General features: G+C 65.9%; 12 protein-coding genes. 8 read left to right on the top strand and 4 right to left on the bottom strand.

Annotation, left to right across the window (positions count from 1 at the left end; all coding sequences use genetic code 11):
• The first annotated feature begins 33 nt into the window (after nucleotides 1-33).
• A complete protein-coding gene (locus ACFQZZ_RS15215) occupies nucleotides 34-8,598 on the top strand; it encodes an SDR family NAD(P)-dependent oxidoreductase (protein WP_378679991.1) in 8,565 nt (2,854 codons plus the stop codon).
• A 44-nt stretch (nucleotides 8,599-8,642) separates the two neighbouring features.
• Here the strand turns inward: ACFQZZ_RS15215 and ACFQZZ_RS15210 are convergent, their stop codons facing one another.
• Complete coding sequence (locus ACFQZZ_RS15210; protein ID WP_378679988.1) at nucleotides 8,643-9,401, bottom strand: thioesterase II family protein; 759 nt, start codon at nucleotides 9,399-9,401, stop codon at nucleotides 8,643-8,645.
• A gap of 28 nt (nucleotides 9,402-9,429) precedes the next feature.
• Nucleotides 9,430-10,299, bottom strand: a complete 870-nt coding sequence (locus tag ACFQZZ_RS15205) for a class I SAM-dependent methyltransferase (protein WP_378679985.1) — start codon at nucleotides 10,297-10,299, stop codon at nucleotides 9,430-9,432.
• A gap of 386 nt (nucleotides 10,300-10,685) precedes the next feature.
• Here ACFQZZ_RS15205 and ACFQZZ_RS15200 point away from each other — a divergent pair, with 386 nt between their 5' ends.
• Together ACFQZZ_RS15200 and ACFQZZ_RS15195 are read left to right on the top strand one after the other, a co-directional pair.
• Complete coding sequence (locus tag ACFQZZ_RS15200) at nucleotides 10,686-11,807, top strand: serine hydrolase domain-containing protein (RefSeq protein ID WP_378679983.1); 1,122 nt, start codon at nucleotides 10,686-10,688, stop codon at nucleotides 11,805-11,807.
• Nucleotides 11,808-11,854: 47 nt separating this feature from the next.
• Nucleotides 11,855-12,862, top strand: coding sequence for a hypothetical protein (locus tag ACFQZZ_RS15195; RefSeq protein WP_378679980.1), 1,008 nt, complete (start codon nucleotides 11,855-11,857; stop codon nucleotides 12,860-12,862).
• Between the two features lie 206 nt (nucleotides 12,863-13,068).
• On the opposite strand, the gene ACFQZZ_RS15190 is transcribed toward ACFQZZ_RS15195, so the two are convergent.
• Both ACFQZZ_RS15190 and ACFQZZ_RS15185 read right to left on the bottom strand, forming a co-directional pair.
• A complete protein-coding gene (locus ACFQZZ_RS15190) occupies nucleotides 13,069-13,314 on the bottom strand; it encodes a hypothetical protein (RefSeq protein ID WP_378679978.1) in 246 nt (81 codons plus the stop codon).
• Nucleotides 13,311-13,565: a hypothetical protein gene (locus ACFQZZ_RS15185; protein WP_378679975.1), complete on the bottom strand. Its 255-nt coding sequence runs from the start codon at nucleotides 13,563-13,565 to the stop codon at nucleotides 13,311-13,313. Before ACFQZZ_RS15185 ends, ACFQZZ_RS15190 begins: the two co-directional genes overlap by 4 nt.
• 1,000 nt (nucleotides 13,566-14,565) lie before the next feature.
• On the opposite strand from ACFQZZ_RS15185, the gene ACFQZZ_RS15180 reads away from it, so the two are divergent.
• The 5 genes from ACFQZZ_RS15180 to ACFQZZ_RS15160 all read left to right on the top strand — a co-directional run bounded on the left by ACFQZZ_RS15180 (nucleotide 14,566) and on the right by ACFQZZ_RS15160 (nucleotide 16,565).
• Entirely contained in the window at nucleotides 14,566-15,456 is an 891-nt protein-coding gene (locus ACFQZZ_RS15180) for a helix-turn-helix domain-containing protein (RefSeq protein ID WP_378679973.1), read from the top strand.
• Nucleotides 15,453-15,659, top strand: a complete 207-nt coding sequence (locus ACFQZZ_RS15175) for a DUF397 domain-containing protein (protein ID WP_378679970.1) — start codon at nucleotides 15,453-15,455, stop codon at nucleotides 15,657-15,659. The genes ACFQZZ_RS15180 and ACFQZZ_RS15175 overlap by 4 nt, the downstream gene beginning before the upstream one ends.
• Nucleotides 15,660-15,755: 96 nt before the next feature.
• Nucleotides 15,756-15,962 carry a DUF397 domain-containing protein gene (locus tag ACFQZZ_RS15170; RefSeq protein ID WP_378679968.1) on the top strand — a complete coding sequence of 69 codons (207 nt, stop codon included), beginning with the start codon at nucleotides 15,756-15,758 and terminating at the stop codon, nucleotides 15,960-15,962.
• Between the two features lie 90 nt (nucleotides 15,963-16,052).
• Complete coding sequence (locus tag ACFQZZ_RS15165) at nucleotides 16,053-16,259, top strand: DUF397 domain-containing protein (RefSeq protein WP_378679965.1); 207 nt, start codon at nucleotides 16,053-16,055, stop codon at nucleotides 16,257-16,259.
• 99 nt (nucleotides 16,260-16,358) lie between these two features.
• Nucleotides 16,359-16,565, top strand: a complete 207-nt coding sequence (locus ACFQZZ_RS15160; RefSeq protein ID WP_378679962.1) for a DUF397 domain-containing protein — start codon at nucleotides 16,359-16,361, stop codon at nucleotides 16,563-16,565.
• Nucleotides 16,566-16,575 lie beyond the last annotated feature (10 nt).

The raw sequence follows: 16,575 nt of genomic DNA, 5'->3' as shown, positions 1-16,575 counted from the left end.
GCGCAGACTCTCGACGACGAGGCCGCTGTAGCGGTGGCGTTGGCGCGTCGTGACCGTGCCGATGCGTCCGCGGTGGCGGGTGGGATCGCCGGATTGTTCGTGGCCGGTGCCGAGGTGAATTGGGCCGGTTTCTACGCCGGGACGGGGGCGCGGCGAATCGACCTGCCCACCTATGCCTTCCAGCACCGGCGCTATTGGATACCAGAAGGTTCCGCCGGCAAGGGTGACGCCCGGTCGATGGGGCTCGTCGCGACCGGTCATCCGCTGGTGTCGGCGGTGGTGTCGCAACCGGATTCCGATGTGGTCGCCGTCAGCGGCAGATTGTCGGTGCAGACGCAGCCCTGGTTGGCCGACCACCGGGTCATGGACACCGTGTTGTTCCCCGGCACCGGTCTCGTCGAACTCGCCATGCACGCCGGTGAGCGGGTGGGCTGTTCGAGCCTGGACGAGCTGATTCTGCGTGCCCCGCTGGTGTTGCCGGAGTCCGGTGGTGTCGCGGTGCAGGTGGTGATCGGCGGTGCGGACGAGGGGCGTCGTGGGGTGCGGATATTCTCCCGCCCCGACGACGATGCCGATTCGGTGGCGTCGTGGACTTTGCATGCCGAAGGCGTCCTCGTGCCGGGAGCCGACGGCGCACCGGCGGACCTGGCGCAGTGGCCGCCCGCCGACGCCACCGCGGTCCCGATCGAGGACCTCTACGACTCTCTCGATGCGCAGGGCTATCACTACGGTCCGGTCTTCCAGGCACTGCGGGCGGTGTGGCGCGGATCGGACGGCCTCTATGCCGAGGTCGAGTTGCCCGAGGCGGCGCGAGGCGACGCGGGGCGGTTCGGTGTGCATCCGGCGTTGCTGGATGCGGCTTTGCACGCCTTGCGTTTTGCCGATGATGCCGCGGCGGACGGTGCTGGGCTGGCGTTGCCGTTCGAGTGGTCGGGTGTGACGGTGCATGCGGCGGGAGCCGATGCGTTGCGGGTCCGGCTGACCCGTATCGGTGAGCGTGGGGTTGCGCTGGATCTGGCGGATTCGACCGGTGCCGCGGTGGCGACGGTGCGGCACTTGGCATCCCGGCCGATCGATCCCGCGCAGCTCACCGCAGGCACTCCGATTTCTCGTACCGCTGTGTTCGATGTGAGCTGGGCGCCGATCTCGATGACCGAGGGCGACGTTGCCGCGATGGCCTGGGCGGATCTCGGTGACCTGGGTGAGCAGGTCCCGCAGGTGGTAGTGCTGGACTGCCCGGCGGGCAATGATCCCGCCACCGTTCATGCCGCTACTCATGGTGTGTTGCAGGTGCTGCAGTCATGGTTCGCCGAGCCTCGGTTCGGCGAGTCGGTGCTGGTGGTTCGGACCGCCGACGCGGTGTCGGTGGCCGGAGAGGACATTTCGAATCTGGCCGGTGCCGCGGTGGGCGGTCTGGTTCGTTCGGCACAGGCCGAGGGTGTCGGCCGGATCGTGTTGGTGGATACCGATTCCGAGCTCGACGGTCTGCTGGGCGGGATTCTGGCGTCAGAGGAACCGCAGGTGGCGGTGCGTGATGGGCAGGTGTACAGAGCGCGACTCGGGCGAGTCGTCTCGACCACCGCTGCGGCGACCGGTTCCTTCGATCCGGACGACACTGTCCTGATCACCGGCGCCGGCGGCTACCTTGGTGGGCTGTTCGCCCGGCACCTGGTGAACGCCCATGGCGTGCGCCGTCTGCTGTTGCTCAGCAGGCGCGGTGAATCCGGCCCCGGCGCAACAGCACTGCGAGAAGAGTTGCGGCGGATCGGTGCCGAGGTCGAATTCGTCGGATGCGATGTCGCCGACCGCGGCGCGCTGGCTGCGGTGCTGGCCACTGTTCCTGCCGCACAACCGCTTACGGGCGTCTTCCACCTCGCCGGTCTGCTCGATGACGGTGCGATCGCGTCGCTGAGTCCGGAGCGGATGGACGCGGTGCTGGCCCCGAAGGTCGACGCCGCGCTGCATCTGCACGAGCTGACCGCCGACCTGCCTTTGAAGGCATTCGTGCTGTTCAGCTCGGTCGCCGGTGCGTTCGGTAGCCCCGGCCAGGGCAACTACGCCGCGGCCAACGCCTGCCTCGACGCGCTGGCCGCGCACCGCAGGGCATCCGGGCTGCCCGGTATATCTATGGCCTGGGGTCTGTGGAGCACGGACGGGGGTATGGCCGCGCAGCTCAGCGACGTCGACCGGCGCCGGATGTCCCGGTCGGGCCTGCTGCCGCTGTCGGCGGACCAGGGTCTGGCCCTGTTCGACGCCGCGACGGAAATGGACACGGCGGCCCTCGTCCTCACCCGGGTGGATCTGGATGCCATGCGCTCTGCGGGATTCGCCACGCCCGCACTGTTTTCCGCACTGATCCCGCAGCGCCGCAGAGCAGCCTCCGGTGCGTCCGCGGCGTTGCGTGCTCGGCTGTCGAGCACTCCCGACAGCGAGCGTTTCGATGTGCTGCTCGAGATCGTGCGCGGTCAGATCGCCACCGTCCTCGGCCACGAGCACACGAACGCGGTGGCAGCGGACCGGGCCTTCAACGAGCTGGGCTTCGATTCGATCACCGCTGTCGAATTCCGTAATGCGCTGAAGGCCGCCACCGGTCTCCCGCTGCCCGCGACCTTGGTGTTCGACTACCCCACGCCCCAGGCTTTGGCGCGGTATCTGGCCGACGAGTTCGCCGGGACGAGCCGCGATGTCGAGGTCACCGCCGTCAGGGCTGTCGACGGCGACCCGATCGCCGTGGTCGGCATGGCCTGCCGTTACCCCGGAGGGGTGACGTCTCCGGAAGAACTCTGGGAACTCGTGCGCACCGGCCGGGACGCGGTATCGACGTTCCCGGTCGATCGCGGCTGGGACCTCAACGGCATCTACGATCCGGAACCCGGCCGCGCGGGTAGGTCCTACACTCGAGAGGGCGGATTCCTGCACACGGCTGCCGATTTCGACGCGGACTTCTTCGGGATCAGTCCCAACGAAGCCGTGATGACAGATCCGCAGCAGCGGCAACTGCTGGAAACCACGTGGGAGGCGTTGGAGCGCGCAGGTGTGGATCCGGCGGTGCTGCGCGGTAGTTCGACCGGTGTCTTCACCGGCGTCATGTACCACGACTACGCCCAGGGGACCGGTAACAGCGCGGCCGGCAGCCTGGTGTCCGGTCGCATCGCCTACACCCTCGGGTTGGAGGGCCCGGCCGTGTCGGTGGATACGGCGTGCTCGTCGTCGCTGGTGACAATGCACTTGGCGGCGCAGTCGCTGCGGTCGGGGGAGTGCGATCTGGCCTTGGCCGGTGGCGTGACGGTGATGGCGACTCCGGAAACTCTGGTGGAGTTCAGCAGGCAGCGGGGTTTGTCTCCGGATGGTCGGTGTAAGTCCTTCGCGGATGCGGCCGATGGTGTCGGCTGGTCCGAGGGGGCCGGAATGTTGGTGCTGGAGCGGTTGTCCGACGCGCGTCGCAATGGCCATGACGTGCTTGCGGTGATCGCTGGTTCGGCGGTGAATCAGGATGGTGCGTCGAATGGTTTGACCGCGCCGAATGGTCCGTCGCAGCGGCGGGTGATTCGCCAAGCGCTGGCGAATGCGGGGGTTTCGCCGGTCGATGTCGATGTGGTGGAAGCCCACGGCACCGGTACGACTCTGGGCGATCCGATTGAAGCCCAGGCCCTTTTGGCTACCTATGGGCAGGGTCGTGATGCGGATCGTCCGCTGTGGCTGGGGTCGTTGAAGTCGAATATCGGTCATGCTCAGGCGGCGGCTGGTGTCGGTGGTGTGATCAAGATGGTCATGGCGATGCGTCACGGACTGTTGCCGAAGACGCTGCATGTCGATGCGCCCAGCACGAAAGTTGATTGGTCCGAAGGGCATATCCGTTTGCTGACCGAGCCGGTGGCGTGGCCGGAGGTGGATCGGGCGCGTCGTGCGGGTGTGTCCTCGTTCGGTATCAGCGGTACGAATGCGCACGTCATCATCGAACAGGCCCCGGTGCCGACGGTGGACCCGGCTCCGGTGGTCAAAACCCTTCCGGCGGGCGGGTTGCTGCCATGGGCGGTCTCGGCCCGCAGCGCCGATGCTCTCACCGCTCAGGCCGCCCGCCTGGCATCGCATGTGGGCGAACACGATCCGATCGATATCGGCTTCTCGCTGGCATCGACGCGCAGTGTCTTCGAACATCGTGCTGTTGTGGTGGCCGGGGACCGTGAGGGGCTGCTGGCAGGTGTCCGGACCTTCGCGGCCGGTGCGCAGGCACCCGGTGTGCTGACCGGCCGTGTGCTGGCGGGTTCGACGGGTGTGGTGTTCTCGGGTCAGGGTGCCCAGTGGGCCGGCATGGCCACGGAGCTGTGCGCGGCCTTCCCGGTCTTCGGCAACCACTTCGATGCGATCGTCGCCGAGCTCGATCCGCTGCTGGAACAGCCCGTTTCGCTGAGCACGGCATTGGCGAACGACGATCTGGTCGATCGGACCGTGTTCGCGCAGGCGGGTCTGTTCGCCTTCGAGGTGGCGCTGTTCCGGCTGCTCGAATCGTGGGGCGTACGCGCGGATGTCGTAGCCGGTCACTCGATCGGTGAGGTCGCTGCCGCGCACGTGGCCGGAGTGCTGTCGCTGACGGACTCCTGTGTGCTGGTGGCTGCGCGTGGTCGCATGATGCAGGCGCTGCCTTCCGGTGGCGCGATGGTCGCCGTGGGTGCCTCCGAGGCCGATGTGCGGCCGCTGCTGACCGGTGAGGTGTCGATCGCGGCGGTGAACGGCCCGTCGTCGGTGGTGCTCTCGGGTGTCGAAGCCGCTGTCGTGGCTGTCGCCGACGGTTGTGCCGAACGTGGTTGGCGGACACACCGATTGCGGGTTTCGCATGCTTTCCATTCCGCCTCGATGGAGCCGATGTTGGCCGAATTCGCTACGGCGATAGAAGGTTTGACGTTCGCGCGCCCGCGTACCCCGCTGGTGTCGACGGTGACCGGCGCCCGGGTCGCCGACGAGATGTCGGATCCGGCGTACTGGGTCGGTCAGGTCCGGGACACGGTGCGGTTCGCCGATGCCGTTGCGGCAATGACGGATCTGGGTGTAGCCAGGTTCGCCGAGGTCGGCCCCGACGCGGTGCTGACCCCGATGATCGACCAAACCCTGGACACCGCAACGACTATCGCGCTGTCCAAACGAAACACAGCGGACTCCGAGACCGTGCTGACCGGCCTCGCTCGACTGCACGTCTCGGGTGCGACGGTGGATTGGACGACCTACTACACCGGCACCGGCGGCGTGCGGATCGACCTGCCGACCTACGGCTTCCAGCACCGCCGCTTCTGGTCCACCGGCCCGCTGCACACCGGCGAGGCGCACGCACTCGGCCTGCGGTCCACCGACCACCCGATGCTGGGTGCCCTGGTGGCACAGCCGGAGAGCGGCGGCGTCCGATTCACCGGCCACCTGTCCACGAACACCCATCCCTGGCTGGCCGATCACGACGTGCTCGGCACGGTGCTGCTGCCGGGCACCGGATTCGTCGAACTGGCCGCCCACGTCGGCGACCAGGTCGACTGCCCGGAGCTTGCGGAACTCACCCTGCTGGCGCCACTGGTGTTCCAGGGGCAGGGCGGCGTCGACATCCAAGTGATCCTCGGTGACGGCGACGACGCCGGTCGTCGGCGGCTCGACATCTACTCCCGGCGGGACGACGACGATCCGTCGGTGCCGTGGACGCACCACGCGCAGGGCACGGTGAGCCCGAGCCGGGAAACCGAAACACCGGACGGCTGGACGGACTTCGCGCAGTGGCCACCGGCCGGTGCCACGGACATCGAGTTGGCCGGCGCCTACGACGTACTCGCCGATCACGGCTACAACTACGGGCCCGCCTTCCGCGGACTGGAAGCCATGTGGCGACGCGGTGAGGACCTCTTCGCCGAGGTCGCGCTGCCCGAGCCGACCGCTACCCAGGGCTACGGCATGCATCCGGCGTTGCTGGACGCGGCCATGCACGCGCTGTCCTTCGGTCTCCCGCAGGGCGTGGACGAGCAGGCCGAGCGGCCGACCCTGGTGCCGTTCGTCTGGTCGTCGGTGCGGGTGCACGCCGACGGGGCCCGGCGGGTGCGGGTTCGATTGTCCTGGCTGAACCAGGGCGAGGTCGCCCTGGCCATGGCCGATACCGGTGGGGCGCCACTGTTGTCCGTCGGGTCGCTCGCGCTGCGCCCGATGTCGCTCGAACTGCTCTCGGCCGCAACCCGATCCGCGCCGGACGGGCGGTACGAGCTCAGCTGGCGGCCCGGTCCGGAACTGCGCTCGGCGGGTTCGTGGGCCGAGTGGGGGTCGTCTGCGTCGGCCTCGGTCGTCCTGTTCCGCCCCCCGGTCGACGGCGACGACGTGCCGGTCCGGTTGCGCACCGCGCTGCACCGCACGCTCGGCGTCGTCCAGGAGTTCCTGCGCGAGGATCGCTACGCGGCAAGCACTTTGGCTGTCGTCACCGACGCTGCGGCCGACCCGGCCACGGCTGCGGTGTGGGGCCTGGTGCGCGCGGCGCAGGCGGAGCATCCCGGGCGGATCGTGCTCGTCGAGGCCGCGGCCGAGACCACCCCGGATCACCTTGCCGCCGCGGCGATGTCGGGTGAACCGGAACTGGCCGTCCGGGCGGACGGGACACGGGTGCCGCGGCTCGTGCGGGCCGCGCTGCCCGAGTCGGACCCGCGGGCACCCTGGGATCCGGAACGGACGGTACTGATCACCGGTGGCACCGGTGGCATCGGTCGTCACCTCGCCAGGCACCTGGTGAGCGAGCACGGTGTGCGGCACCTGCTGCTGGCAGGCCGCCGCGGACCGGATGCCGCCGCGGATCTCATCGCGGAATTGACCGACCTCGGTGCCAGGGTGCGGGTGGCCGCCTGCGACGTCGCGGACCGAAATGCGTTGCGAGCACTGCTCGCTTCGGTTCCGGCCGAGCATCCGCTGGGTGCGGTCGTGCACGTGGCGGGCGTTGCCAACAACGGGATGGTCGAGACCCTGACACCGGAGCAGATCGACTACTCCCTCGGCGCCAAGGCCGACGCGGCCTGGTATCTGCACGAGCTCACCCGGGCCGCCGGGCTATCCGCCTTCGTGCTGATCTCCTCGGTGGCGGGGTCCATCCTGCCCGCCGGCCAGGGCGGATACGCGGCGGCCAACGTGTTCCTCGACGCGCTCGCCACCCACCGGCACGCCGAAGGTCTGCCGGCCACCGCGCTCGCCTACGGTCTGTGGGATATCGAAACGGGCCTGTCGCAGTGGCTCAGCGAGGCCGACCGGCAGCGCATGCGCCGCCAGGGCCTGCCGCCACTGGCCGCGGGTAAGGCGCTCGAATTGTTCGATACCGCAGTAGCTTCGGAGACTCCGGCGAGCATCCTTACCGAGATCGACCTGCCCGCCCTGCGGGCTCGGGACGCGGTGCCCGCACTGCTGCGCGACCTGGCCAAGCGAGCCGGGCGGCGGCAGAGCGCCGGGGCCCAGGACACGGGCGCACTGCGCCGGCAACTGGCCCAGCTCCCGGAGTCCGAGCAGGAAGAGTGGCTCCGTAAGCACATTCTCGAGACCGCGGCCAGGCTGCTGGGTCATGAGAGCGTCGATGCTCTCGACCCGGAGCGTGATTTCCTCGAATCGGGATTCGACTCACTGGCAGCCATGGAGCTGCGGACCACGCTCAACGCGTCCACCGGTCTGACGCTGCCGACGGCCGCGATCTTCGACCACAAGACGCCGGCGGCGCTGGCACGATACCTGCGGACGGAGCTCACCGCGACCGCACGACGCGGCGATGCGCCGGCCGGCGAGGACGACTCGCTGTACGGGATGTTCCGGGGCGCGGTGGAGAGCGGCCGGTTCGTCCAGGCCTTCGACCTGTTGCGGGTGACGGCGGAGCTGCGCGAACAGTTCACCGCCGCACCGGAACCGGACCGGCTGCCGGTGCCGACGCGACTCGCAGCGGGACCCGCTCTGCCGCGGTTCATCTGCCTCACACCGCCATTGGCGACCGGCGGCGCGCATCAGTACGCCCGGATCGCCTCGCACCTGGGCACCTCCCGGGACATCGTGGCGGTGTCGCCCATCGGCTGCCGGACGGGCGAACCGTTGCCGGCGACGCCGACAGCGGCCTTGGAAGCCATCGCGCGCAGCGTCCTCGAGGCGGCGCAGGGAGAACCGTTCGTGCTGCTCGGATACTCCTCGGGCGGCCTGCTGGCCTACCTCGTCACCGAGTACCTTGAAGCGGCTGGTGGCCCAGCACCCGCCGCGATGGTCATGTTGGACACCTACAAGGTGAACGACGATGGCGAATGGCTGCTTCGGGCGATGGCTGGACACATGGTGTCGGCGGAGGCCACGTTCGGTCGCTTCGACCAGGCCCGGCTGACCGGCATGGGCCGGTATGTGCAGTTCCTACAGGAGATGGTGCCCGGCTCCGTCGCCACGCCGACGTTGTTCATCCAGTGCGCCCAGACCTTCCTGGGGACTTCATCGGATCGCGTGGACTGGCAGGCCGAACCGTGGGATTCGACACATACCGTTGTTTCGGTGCAGGCTGACCACTTCACGATCCTGGAGGACGGCTCAGCGGATGTCGCCGAAGCGATCGAGGCCTGGCTCGAGAGCTAGGAACAACGACCGGGTGGGCGACTTGCTCACCCGGTCGTTCCGGCCTAGCTCGACAGCGCTCGAGCGCAATGATCGCGGATCAGCAGGCCTATCGGTCCGCAATTCGAATCGATGAAGAAATGACCGCCTGGAAATGATTTCGCGAAGAAGCTTCCCGAGGTGTGCGAGCCCCATACCTCGATTTCCGCGAGACTCGCATCGGGGTCACTATCGCCGACAAGCGCGACGATAGGGCTGCTGACCATCGCGTCCGTACTGCACTCGTAGGTCTCGATGGCCCGGTAGTCGTTCCTGACGATCGACAGGATCAGCTCTCGAAATTCGGGATCCTCGAGCAACGCCCGTGGTGTACCGCCGAACCGCAGTAGGTGCTCACCGAGTTCTCGATCGCTCAGCAGGTGCATTCGCAGCTCAGGTAGCGGCGCCGAAGGCGCGCGGCGACCGGAAGCGAACAGGACCCTCGCGGTCGCTCCCAATTCGTGCTCGAGCCGCCCGCATGCCTCGAAAGCTACGACAGATCCCATACTGTGCCCGAACAAGGAGAAATCCTGGGCGCCCCCGACTGCTTCTATCAGCTCGGGCAGCAGGCCGTCGACGAGGTCGGAGATATTCCCCACGAGCGGTTCACGTCGTCTATCCTGTCGCCCCGGATACTGAACAGCGAGAACCTCATATTCTGCCCCAACGCATTCGGCCAATGGCCCGAAGGATATGGCGGAACCGCCCGCATGCGGAAAGCAGACCAATTTATGAGATCCATCCCTCGGTGCGGGGGACAGGGGACGTAGCCAGCTATTACCCATAGGGTGGAGAGCCTTTCGTTACGGCGAGCTAGAGGCTCGATGGTGTGTGCTCGAGCCGCACCACCGCACTCCAAGGCTTCCACGAATTTTCGATCGGCTTGCGGGGATCCGGCTGTGGGAAGAGCGTGAACGGCTTCATGAACCAGGGCAGCCGGTTGAACCGGTGTGCCGCCGAGGCCAGAAGTTCCACCTCGTCGACCGTCCAGCCGAGGTCGGCGAAAAAGCTCAGCGGATCGACCGGACCGAACCGCCATGGGGCGTTGGCCAGCAGTTCGGTGGTGGATTTGTTAATTCGCTTCACAAGCGCCTGGTTATTGACATCCATTGCCCACCAGGCGATTTCAGGACGAGCCAGCGCGGCGGCCAAGCTGGTGACATCGTCGTCGGTGAGGTAGTAGACCAGCCCCTCGGTGAGCACCAGCGCCCGCTGCGCACCCGCGAGGGCCTCGTCCAGGAACCGCCGCCGCGCCTCGGGATCGGCAAGATCCACCGCCGTGCGGGTGAGCGCGCACTGCGGCGACTCCCCGGCCAGCAGCGTGTTCTTCTCGGCGACCAGTTCGGGGAGATCGGCCTCTATCCAAGGGAATTCGGAGGGCAGATCCAGCCGATACGGCCGGGTATCCATACCCGCGGCCATATTGATCACCAGATCGCAGCCCTGCGCGATGGTCTTCAGGATCAGGTCGTCGATGAGTTTGGTCCGGGTGACGAGGTTCCAGCCATTGAGCATCAAGCGCGGTGTGTGGGCGGCTATGGCGCGGCCCCGCTCCCCGGCGACTCGGTCGGCGAGGGGATCGTGGAAAAGGGCATCGGGGCGGGCAGATTCGACGGCGCGGTAGGCGGCCACCCAGCGGGCGGTGTCGGAAACGTTCGTAATGAGTTCAACGGTCTCGGCCACCAGTGCAGTCTCGCACAGCAAACGAAACCGGGCTCACCGCGGGCCGACGCGACGTACTGTGGATTGTTTCGCATGCCACAGGGGTTTTTATGAACGCACGGTACGCGGTCAGGTGGGCAGCCGAGCACGGGTTGCCGCGGCCGGGGTTGCGTGCGCTGCACCGCTAGGGCGACCCGTTCGCCCGGCTGCGGATTTCGCCGCGCAGGTCCTGTCGACAGCCGGTAGGGCCAGCACTACCGGAAAGAGGGGGGCTTGCCACATAGGAGAGATACCCGAGCTTCTCGTAGCGTGACTGAGTCCGCAGCAGATAAGGAATCACCTTGCGCATAAGGGTATGCCGTCGATCGTCGGCCACCGCGGTGGTAACCGGAGCATTGGTGGCCATCATGGCAGCGTCTTGCGGTTCCACGGGAACCGATCGGGCCGAGCCGGCCTCTGCCGATGCCGGACGGGCGAAGGTCACCGAGGCCCTGAACCAATTGATCTCAGGAGACCACCTCCCCGGCGCCCAAGTCGTGGTCACCGATCACGGCCGGGTCTGGACCGCGACCGCGGGAGTAGGCGACCTCGAAAAGGGCACACCCTTCCAGGACGACGCTCGAGTGCGGATCGGCAGCAACACCAAGACATTCGTGGCGACAGTCACGCTGCAGTTGGTGGCCGAGGGCAAGGTCGAATTGGATGCGCCGGTGGAACGGTATCTACCGGGAGTGGTGCACGGGCCGGGTATCGACGGGAATCGGATCACGATCCGAAATCTGTTGCAGCACACCAGTGGACTACCCGAATACGCGGCGGAGTTCGGAGCGACCCCCAAGCCAGGACAGCTCGAGATCCACACCGAGCAAGCACGGTGGGGGAAAACGGATATGGCCGAAGTGGTGCGCAACGCGCTGACCGCGCCCGCCGATTTCGAACCCGGAGCACAGTGGGCATATTCCAACACCAACTACGCGCTCGCGGGGATGGTTATCGAGAAGATCACCGGAGGTTCGGTCGGCGCGGAGATCACCCGCCGCGTCATCGAGCCGCTCGGCTTGCGCGACACCTATTATCCGGACTCTGACGAAACCGATATCCGCGGTCCACATCCCATCGGCTACAGCGAGGTCGGCGGCGAACCGGTCGACTACACAAGCCAGAACGTGTCGTCGGCTGGTGCAGCGGGAGCGATGGTCGGGACCGGCGCGGACCTCAACCAGTTCTTCACCGCACTGCTGGACGGAAAACTGCTGCCACCCGCTCAGCTGGCGGAGATGAAACACACTGTCCCCGTGAAAGTTTCGGGGCCGCCGATCGGCTACGGGCTCGGCCTCATGCACCGCCGACTGTTCTGCGGCAAAGACAGTTGGGGCCACGGCGGCGACATCGACGGATTCGAGACCCGCGGTGGCGTCACCGGCGACGGCCGCTCGGTCACTGTGAGCGTCAACCAGGTCCCCGAAACACCAGAAGCCACAGACGACATCATGAAGGTCGTCGACGCCGCCCTCTGTTCTACGACCTGAACTGCGGTCACCTCGCGATGGGCACTATCGGATCATCACGAGATCGATTGGCGGCCAACAGCTACGGCTCGCCCGAACGACCGAGTTCGAAGATGGCTATCCGGCGCGTCGTGAGGATAACCAACCGGGCGATCTCGCTGGGCATCGGCAGTTGCGGATGTATGCGGGCCGTCCGGCCAGCCGAAGGAATCTCCTTGCCAAGTCCCGCAACCCCGTCGCGATCCACAGGTATCTCCGGTCGCGCAGTCGCCATGCTCGCCGCCCTCGCCGTTGCCCTCGTCGCCGCCTTCGTTGTCGCCCCGCGCACGCTGGCGGCGAGCAGCTCGAGCAGTGGCTCCGTCGATGAGCGCAACCTCCGCGAAGCCCTCCGCGCGGCGTTCGTCGAGTATTGGAGTTCTGGCGACCGGGATTTCTCCCCGGGCTTGGCGAGGGTTGTCGATTACTGGTTCCGTTACCACGTGGCCAAGGCCGTGATCGCGGCAATCTTGCTGATCGTGCTCGTTGCGCTCGGCGTTCTTCTCTGGAAGGCATTCCTGGGGGCTGGCGGTCTCGGGGTGCGAAGGAGGGCCGCCCTCGCGTCGGCCGTTCTTGTCACGATGCTCGCGCTGTTCTCGTTGGTGATGGTGATGGCCAACGTCCAGGGTGCAGTAGCGCCCTTCGCCTCACTGTTTCCGATGCTGACGGTCGGCGCAACCGACGGAGAACTCGCCGATACGCTCGATCAAGTCAGGCAGCGACTGGCCGACTCCCTGAGTGCGGGTGGCCAAACCCCGCCTGCCCTCGAAGTGATGATCAGCGACTTTTCTCGATATCACGTGGCGATGGCCGTGGTTGCCGCGATCGTGGCGGTCGTCCTCATCGGCATGAGCGTGGTGTTGTGGAAGAGGTTTGCGAGAACGGAGTCGTCCGACAGGCGAACCAGGCGTGTGTTGGGGTCGTTCGGTGTTCTCGCCGCGTTGTTGTCGCTGGCCGTGATCGTTGTCGTGGTGGCGAACACGACCACCGCAGCAGACCCGGCGCCGGCACTCTTGGCCTTCTTCGACGGCGGATGGTGATGCACCGCATGTACCGAAACGATTCCTCGAATCCCGCGCCGCGGCCCGACGCAATGCCGGGGGCAGGGTGACCGGTATTCGGTGATCAGCCCGGCCACCCAGACAATTCGCCCAGTCGAGGCAGCTCGAACGGATTCACGCAGTCGCCGAGCACGCTCGATCTCGTAACGTTGGCGCTGATCAAGTCCGTCGCCGCCGAAGGTCACCTATCTGGGCTCGTGGCGCGTCGTTGCTGAGGGTTCCAGAAATAACCGCTCATTGGGCAACCGTGCCAACCCGGTCGTGTCGCCGGGGATCACGTGCACCGCATCGACGTAATGGCGTGCTCGGTGGTCTTCCACGAATCGCAAGGCCGCAGTCAGGCACGCGACGAAATCCAGCCGCACGCCGTGCAGGAACACGCTCAGGTGGACATCCGCCTCGTCCGGCATCGGGGAACCGATTGCGCTCATGGTGTTTCCGTGTCTCGGACGCTGGCGGGGCGTACCGGGATCGCTTCGAGTTCGTCGAGGTTGTCGTGCAGTTCCGGCCAGCCGTTCTCGTCGACGGCGCACAGGGTTCCGTCCGACTGGTGGACGATGGGCGGACTGTCGGTGGGGGCGATCGCGAGTTTGTGGGCGGTGTCCTCGTGGAAGACCGCGAGTAGCGCCCGCACGTGTGGGGCGATCGCGCCGGGTGACGGGTGAGGGATCATGTCGCACATCGGTTTACGTCCTCGCCGAGGCAAGTGCGATCAGTCCGGGCGATCGCTGGCCTGCTGTCGTTGTCAGGCATGTGACACCGCCCGCACTCGGCCCGGTCCCACGCACGCGCGGACAGATTCGATGACGAGGAGGCCGGAGGGGCGGAAGGTGTCACGTGGTGGTTCGATCCATTGCCTGATGGCTCCGGATTGCGTGGTCGGTGACGGCAGCGCTACTGTTCCGCCGTTTCGGATGACAGATACGTTGTGCCGGAACAGATCAGCGAACAGCGGCACATCGTCGGGTACGTCGGGTCGGATCAAGAAGGTCCATCTGTTGGACCGTGGGTGCGACAGGATCGGGCCGATGGCGGCTCCGCGTCGACTCATGTCGTGTTTGACTGATTGGCCCAGCGGTGCGGGCATTGTGAGCCCTCCGACGTGTGTGGCTTTCATGATGATGCGACCCAAGCTCGGCGGATCGATGGTCGCGGGCAGATCGCATATCCGCCTGTAGAAGAGGCAGCGGGATATCGGGGAATCACCAAACGGTATGTGGTCCATCGGGATTGGCCTCTGCTCAGTTCGACAGTGGGTTAGGTGTGCCTGGTACTACGGACTCGAAAGTCCAGCGCAGACTTGGATCTGTGGTGATGGGCGGGCCTACCCACTCCCGCAGCGCTGTTGCGAAGCGATCGACCACGTCGGCCTTTGCGCCCACATAGGCGATAGGTGGACCGATAAGCGGGTCTCGTTGGGGGAGCTCGTTGTTCGGCATCTGCCGACCTCCGGGGCATCGATTGTGGCTTGGGTGCGCCCGCCTCTGACAAACTCCTGATGAGGGTAGAGAGCTATCTCTCTGGGCGCGTCTCCCAGAACACACCCAAGCCGTCAAAACTGGAATCCTCAAACACGTGAATCCGATTGATAGATGCCGTACTTTTACTGCGGATGCTGCCGGGCGGATGCTGCCAGTTGACGGCTTCCAAAAATCGGGTCACTCGACAGCGAGGCTAATGACGTGAGCGCTACAGGAAGCACCCTGGCGCGGCGGGCTCTTGGCCGTGAACTCCGAAGACTCCGCACGGCCAAGGAGATGACCCAGGCCGAAGCGGCGAGGGTGGGGGAGACGTCCCCGCAATCAATCGGCCGCATTGAGGAAGGTCAGTCGACGCGCGTAACCAACATGATGGTTAACGCCCTGTGTGACGCGTTCGGTGCCACCGACGCGGAGCGGAAAACCCTTCTGGGCCTGGTGCAAGAAGTGCGCGCAGCCCGTGAGCGCGGCGGGGGCTGGTGGAGGGCTTACGCGGATCAGATCGCGACGGACTTTGATCACTATCTAGCTCTAGAAGAATCGGCGTGCCGGTTGACTGCCTGGAAGATAGCGATCCTTCCTGGACTACTTCAGACTCCTGAGTATCGACGTGAGATTGCCTGGGCAGAATCACCCGATGTGCCGTCCGATGTGGTTGAGAAGCGAATCGAGTGGGCTACGCGAAGGCAAACACGTCTCGAAGATCCTCACTTTACGGTCGATGTCATCTTGTCGGAGTCGGTGCTCCGTGATCAGGTGGGAGGACCGGCCGTGATGACCGGACAAATGCGCCACCTCGTCAAAGTGTCTGATCTGCCTAATGTTTCAGTGCGTGTGGTGCGGTTCAGTGCGCGGAGCATCCTCGGGTCATATGTCGGCTCCTTCAGCCTCCTGGAGTTCCCGGAGTTGCCGCAGTCCAAGCTTGCGGAGCCGCCGATCGTCTATGTGGAGGAGTACGCGGGCGATCTGTACCTGGAACGGGAAGCCGAGGTGGAACGTTATCGCCATGCGCTGCGAGAGATAGACCGGGTAGCGTTGGATCGAGGCAAGTCCAGGAGCCTGATCCTGGCTGTTGCAAAGGAGTATGCCGAGTGAACATCGACCTGTCCGGGGCCGAGTGGTTCAAGTCGAGCCGGAGCGGTTCAACAAAGGATTGCGTGGAGGTAGCGCACCTGGATGGCGGACTGGTCGGCGTCCGGGACTCCAAGAACCCGACCGGCCCAGCGCTCGTCTTCACCCCCAGCGAATGGGACGCCTTCACCGCAGGAGTGCATGACGGCGAGTTCGACCAGCCGTAAGTGCGATACCAAGACAGCCGCAGCTTCCACACTGCACGATGCTTCGTAGAGACATACGGACAGAGCACTTCTGAGCAAAGTAACGGAGTATCAATCGTGAACGTGAATCTTGCTGGTGCCAAGTGGTTCAAGGGCAGCCGCAGCTCCAGCGGTAAGGACTGCGTCGAGGTGGCGCACCTGGCTGGCGGACTGGTCGGTGTGCGGGACAGTAAGAACCCGACTGGCCCTGCGCTTGTCTTCACCCCTGGCGAGTGGGATGCCTTCACCGCTGGCATGCAAGACGGCGAGTTCGACCGCCCGTAACCGCGATACCAAGACCGACATCCGACGCACGAGCCTAGATGGAGTCAGAACCCGAGAAGCTGATACGACGGGTGACGAAGGAGTATGAGCGTGAGCACTGACCTGTCCGGAGTCCCGTGGTCCAAGAGTAGCCACAGTGACACCGGGGGACAGTGCGTTGAGGTCGCACACCTTGACGGGGGCATGGTCGGCATGCGTGACTCGAAGAACCCGACTGGTCCGACGTTGGTCTTCGCGCCTGGCGAGTGGGATGCCTTCACCGCTGGCGTACATGACGGTGAGTTCGGCCGTCCGTAACCGCAATACGAAGACAACCCGCAGTTTCCATACCGCACGGTGCTTCGCTGAGACCTGCCGACGCACAACGCTGCTGAGGAAAGCAAAGGAGTGCTAATTGTGAACGTGAACCTTGCTGGTGCCGAGTGGTTCAAGTCGAGCCGCAGTAGTTCAACAAAGGATTGTGTGGAGGTAGCGCACCTGGATGGCGGACTGGTCGGCCTCCGGGACTCCAAGAACCCGACCGGCCCGGCGCTAGTCTTCACCCCCAACGAGTGGGATGCCTTCACCGCAGGCGTAAATGACGGTGAGTTCGACCGCCCGTAGCGCGCAGAGA

This window comes from Nocardia sp. GCM10030253, from assembly GCF_042675075.1.
Lineage (GTDB): Bacteria > Actinomycetota > Actinomycetes > Mycobacteriales > Mycobacteriaceae > Nocardia.
This window is presented reverse-complemented; position numbering and strand designations above follow the sequence as displayed.

Bases quoted from the DNA above. Each gene is read 5' to 3' on its own strand.
- ACFQZZ_RS15210 (WP_378679988.1), bottom strand. From the start codon at position 9,401: ATGGGTAATAGCTGGCTACGTCCCCTGTCCCCCGCACCGAGGGATGGA.
- ACFQZZ_RS15200 (WP_378679983.1), top strand. From the start codon at position 10,686: ATGGCAGCGTCTTGCGGTTCCACGGGAACCGATCGGGCCGAGCCGGCC.
- ACFQZZ_RS15190 (WP_378679978.1), bottom strand. From the start codon at position 13,314: ATGAGCGCAATCGGTTCCCCGATGCCGGACGAGGCGGATGTCCACCTG.
- ACFQZZ_RS15185 (WP_378679975.1), bottom strand. From the start codon at position 13,565: ATGTGCGACATGATCCCTCACCCGTCACCCGGCGCGATCGCCCCACAC.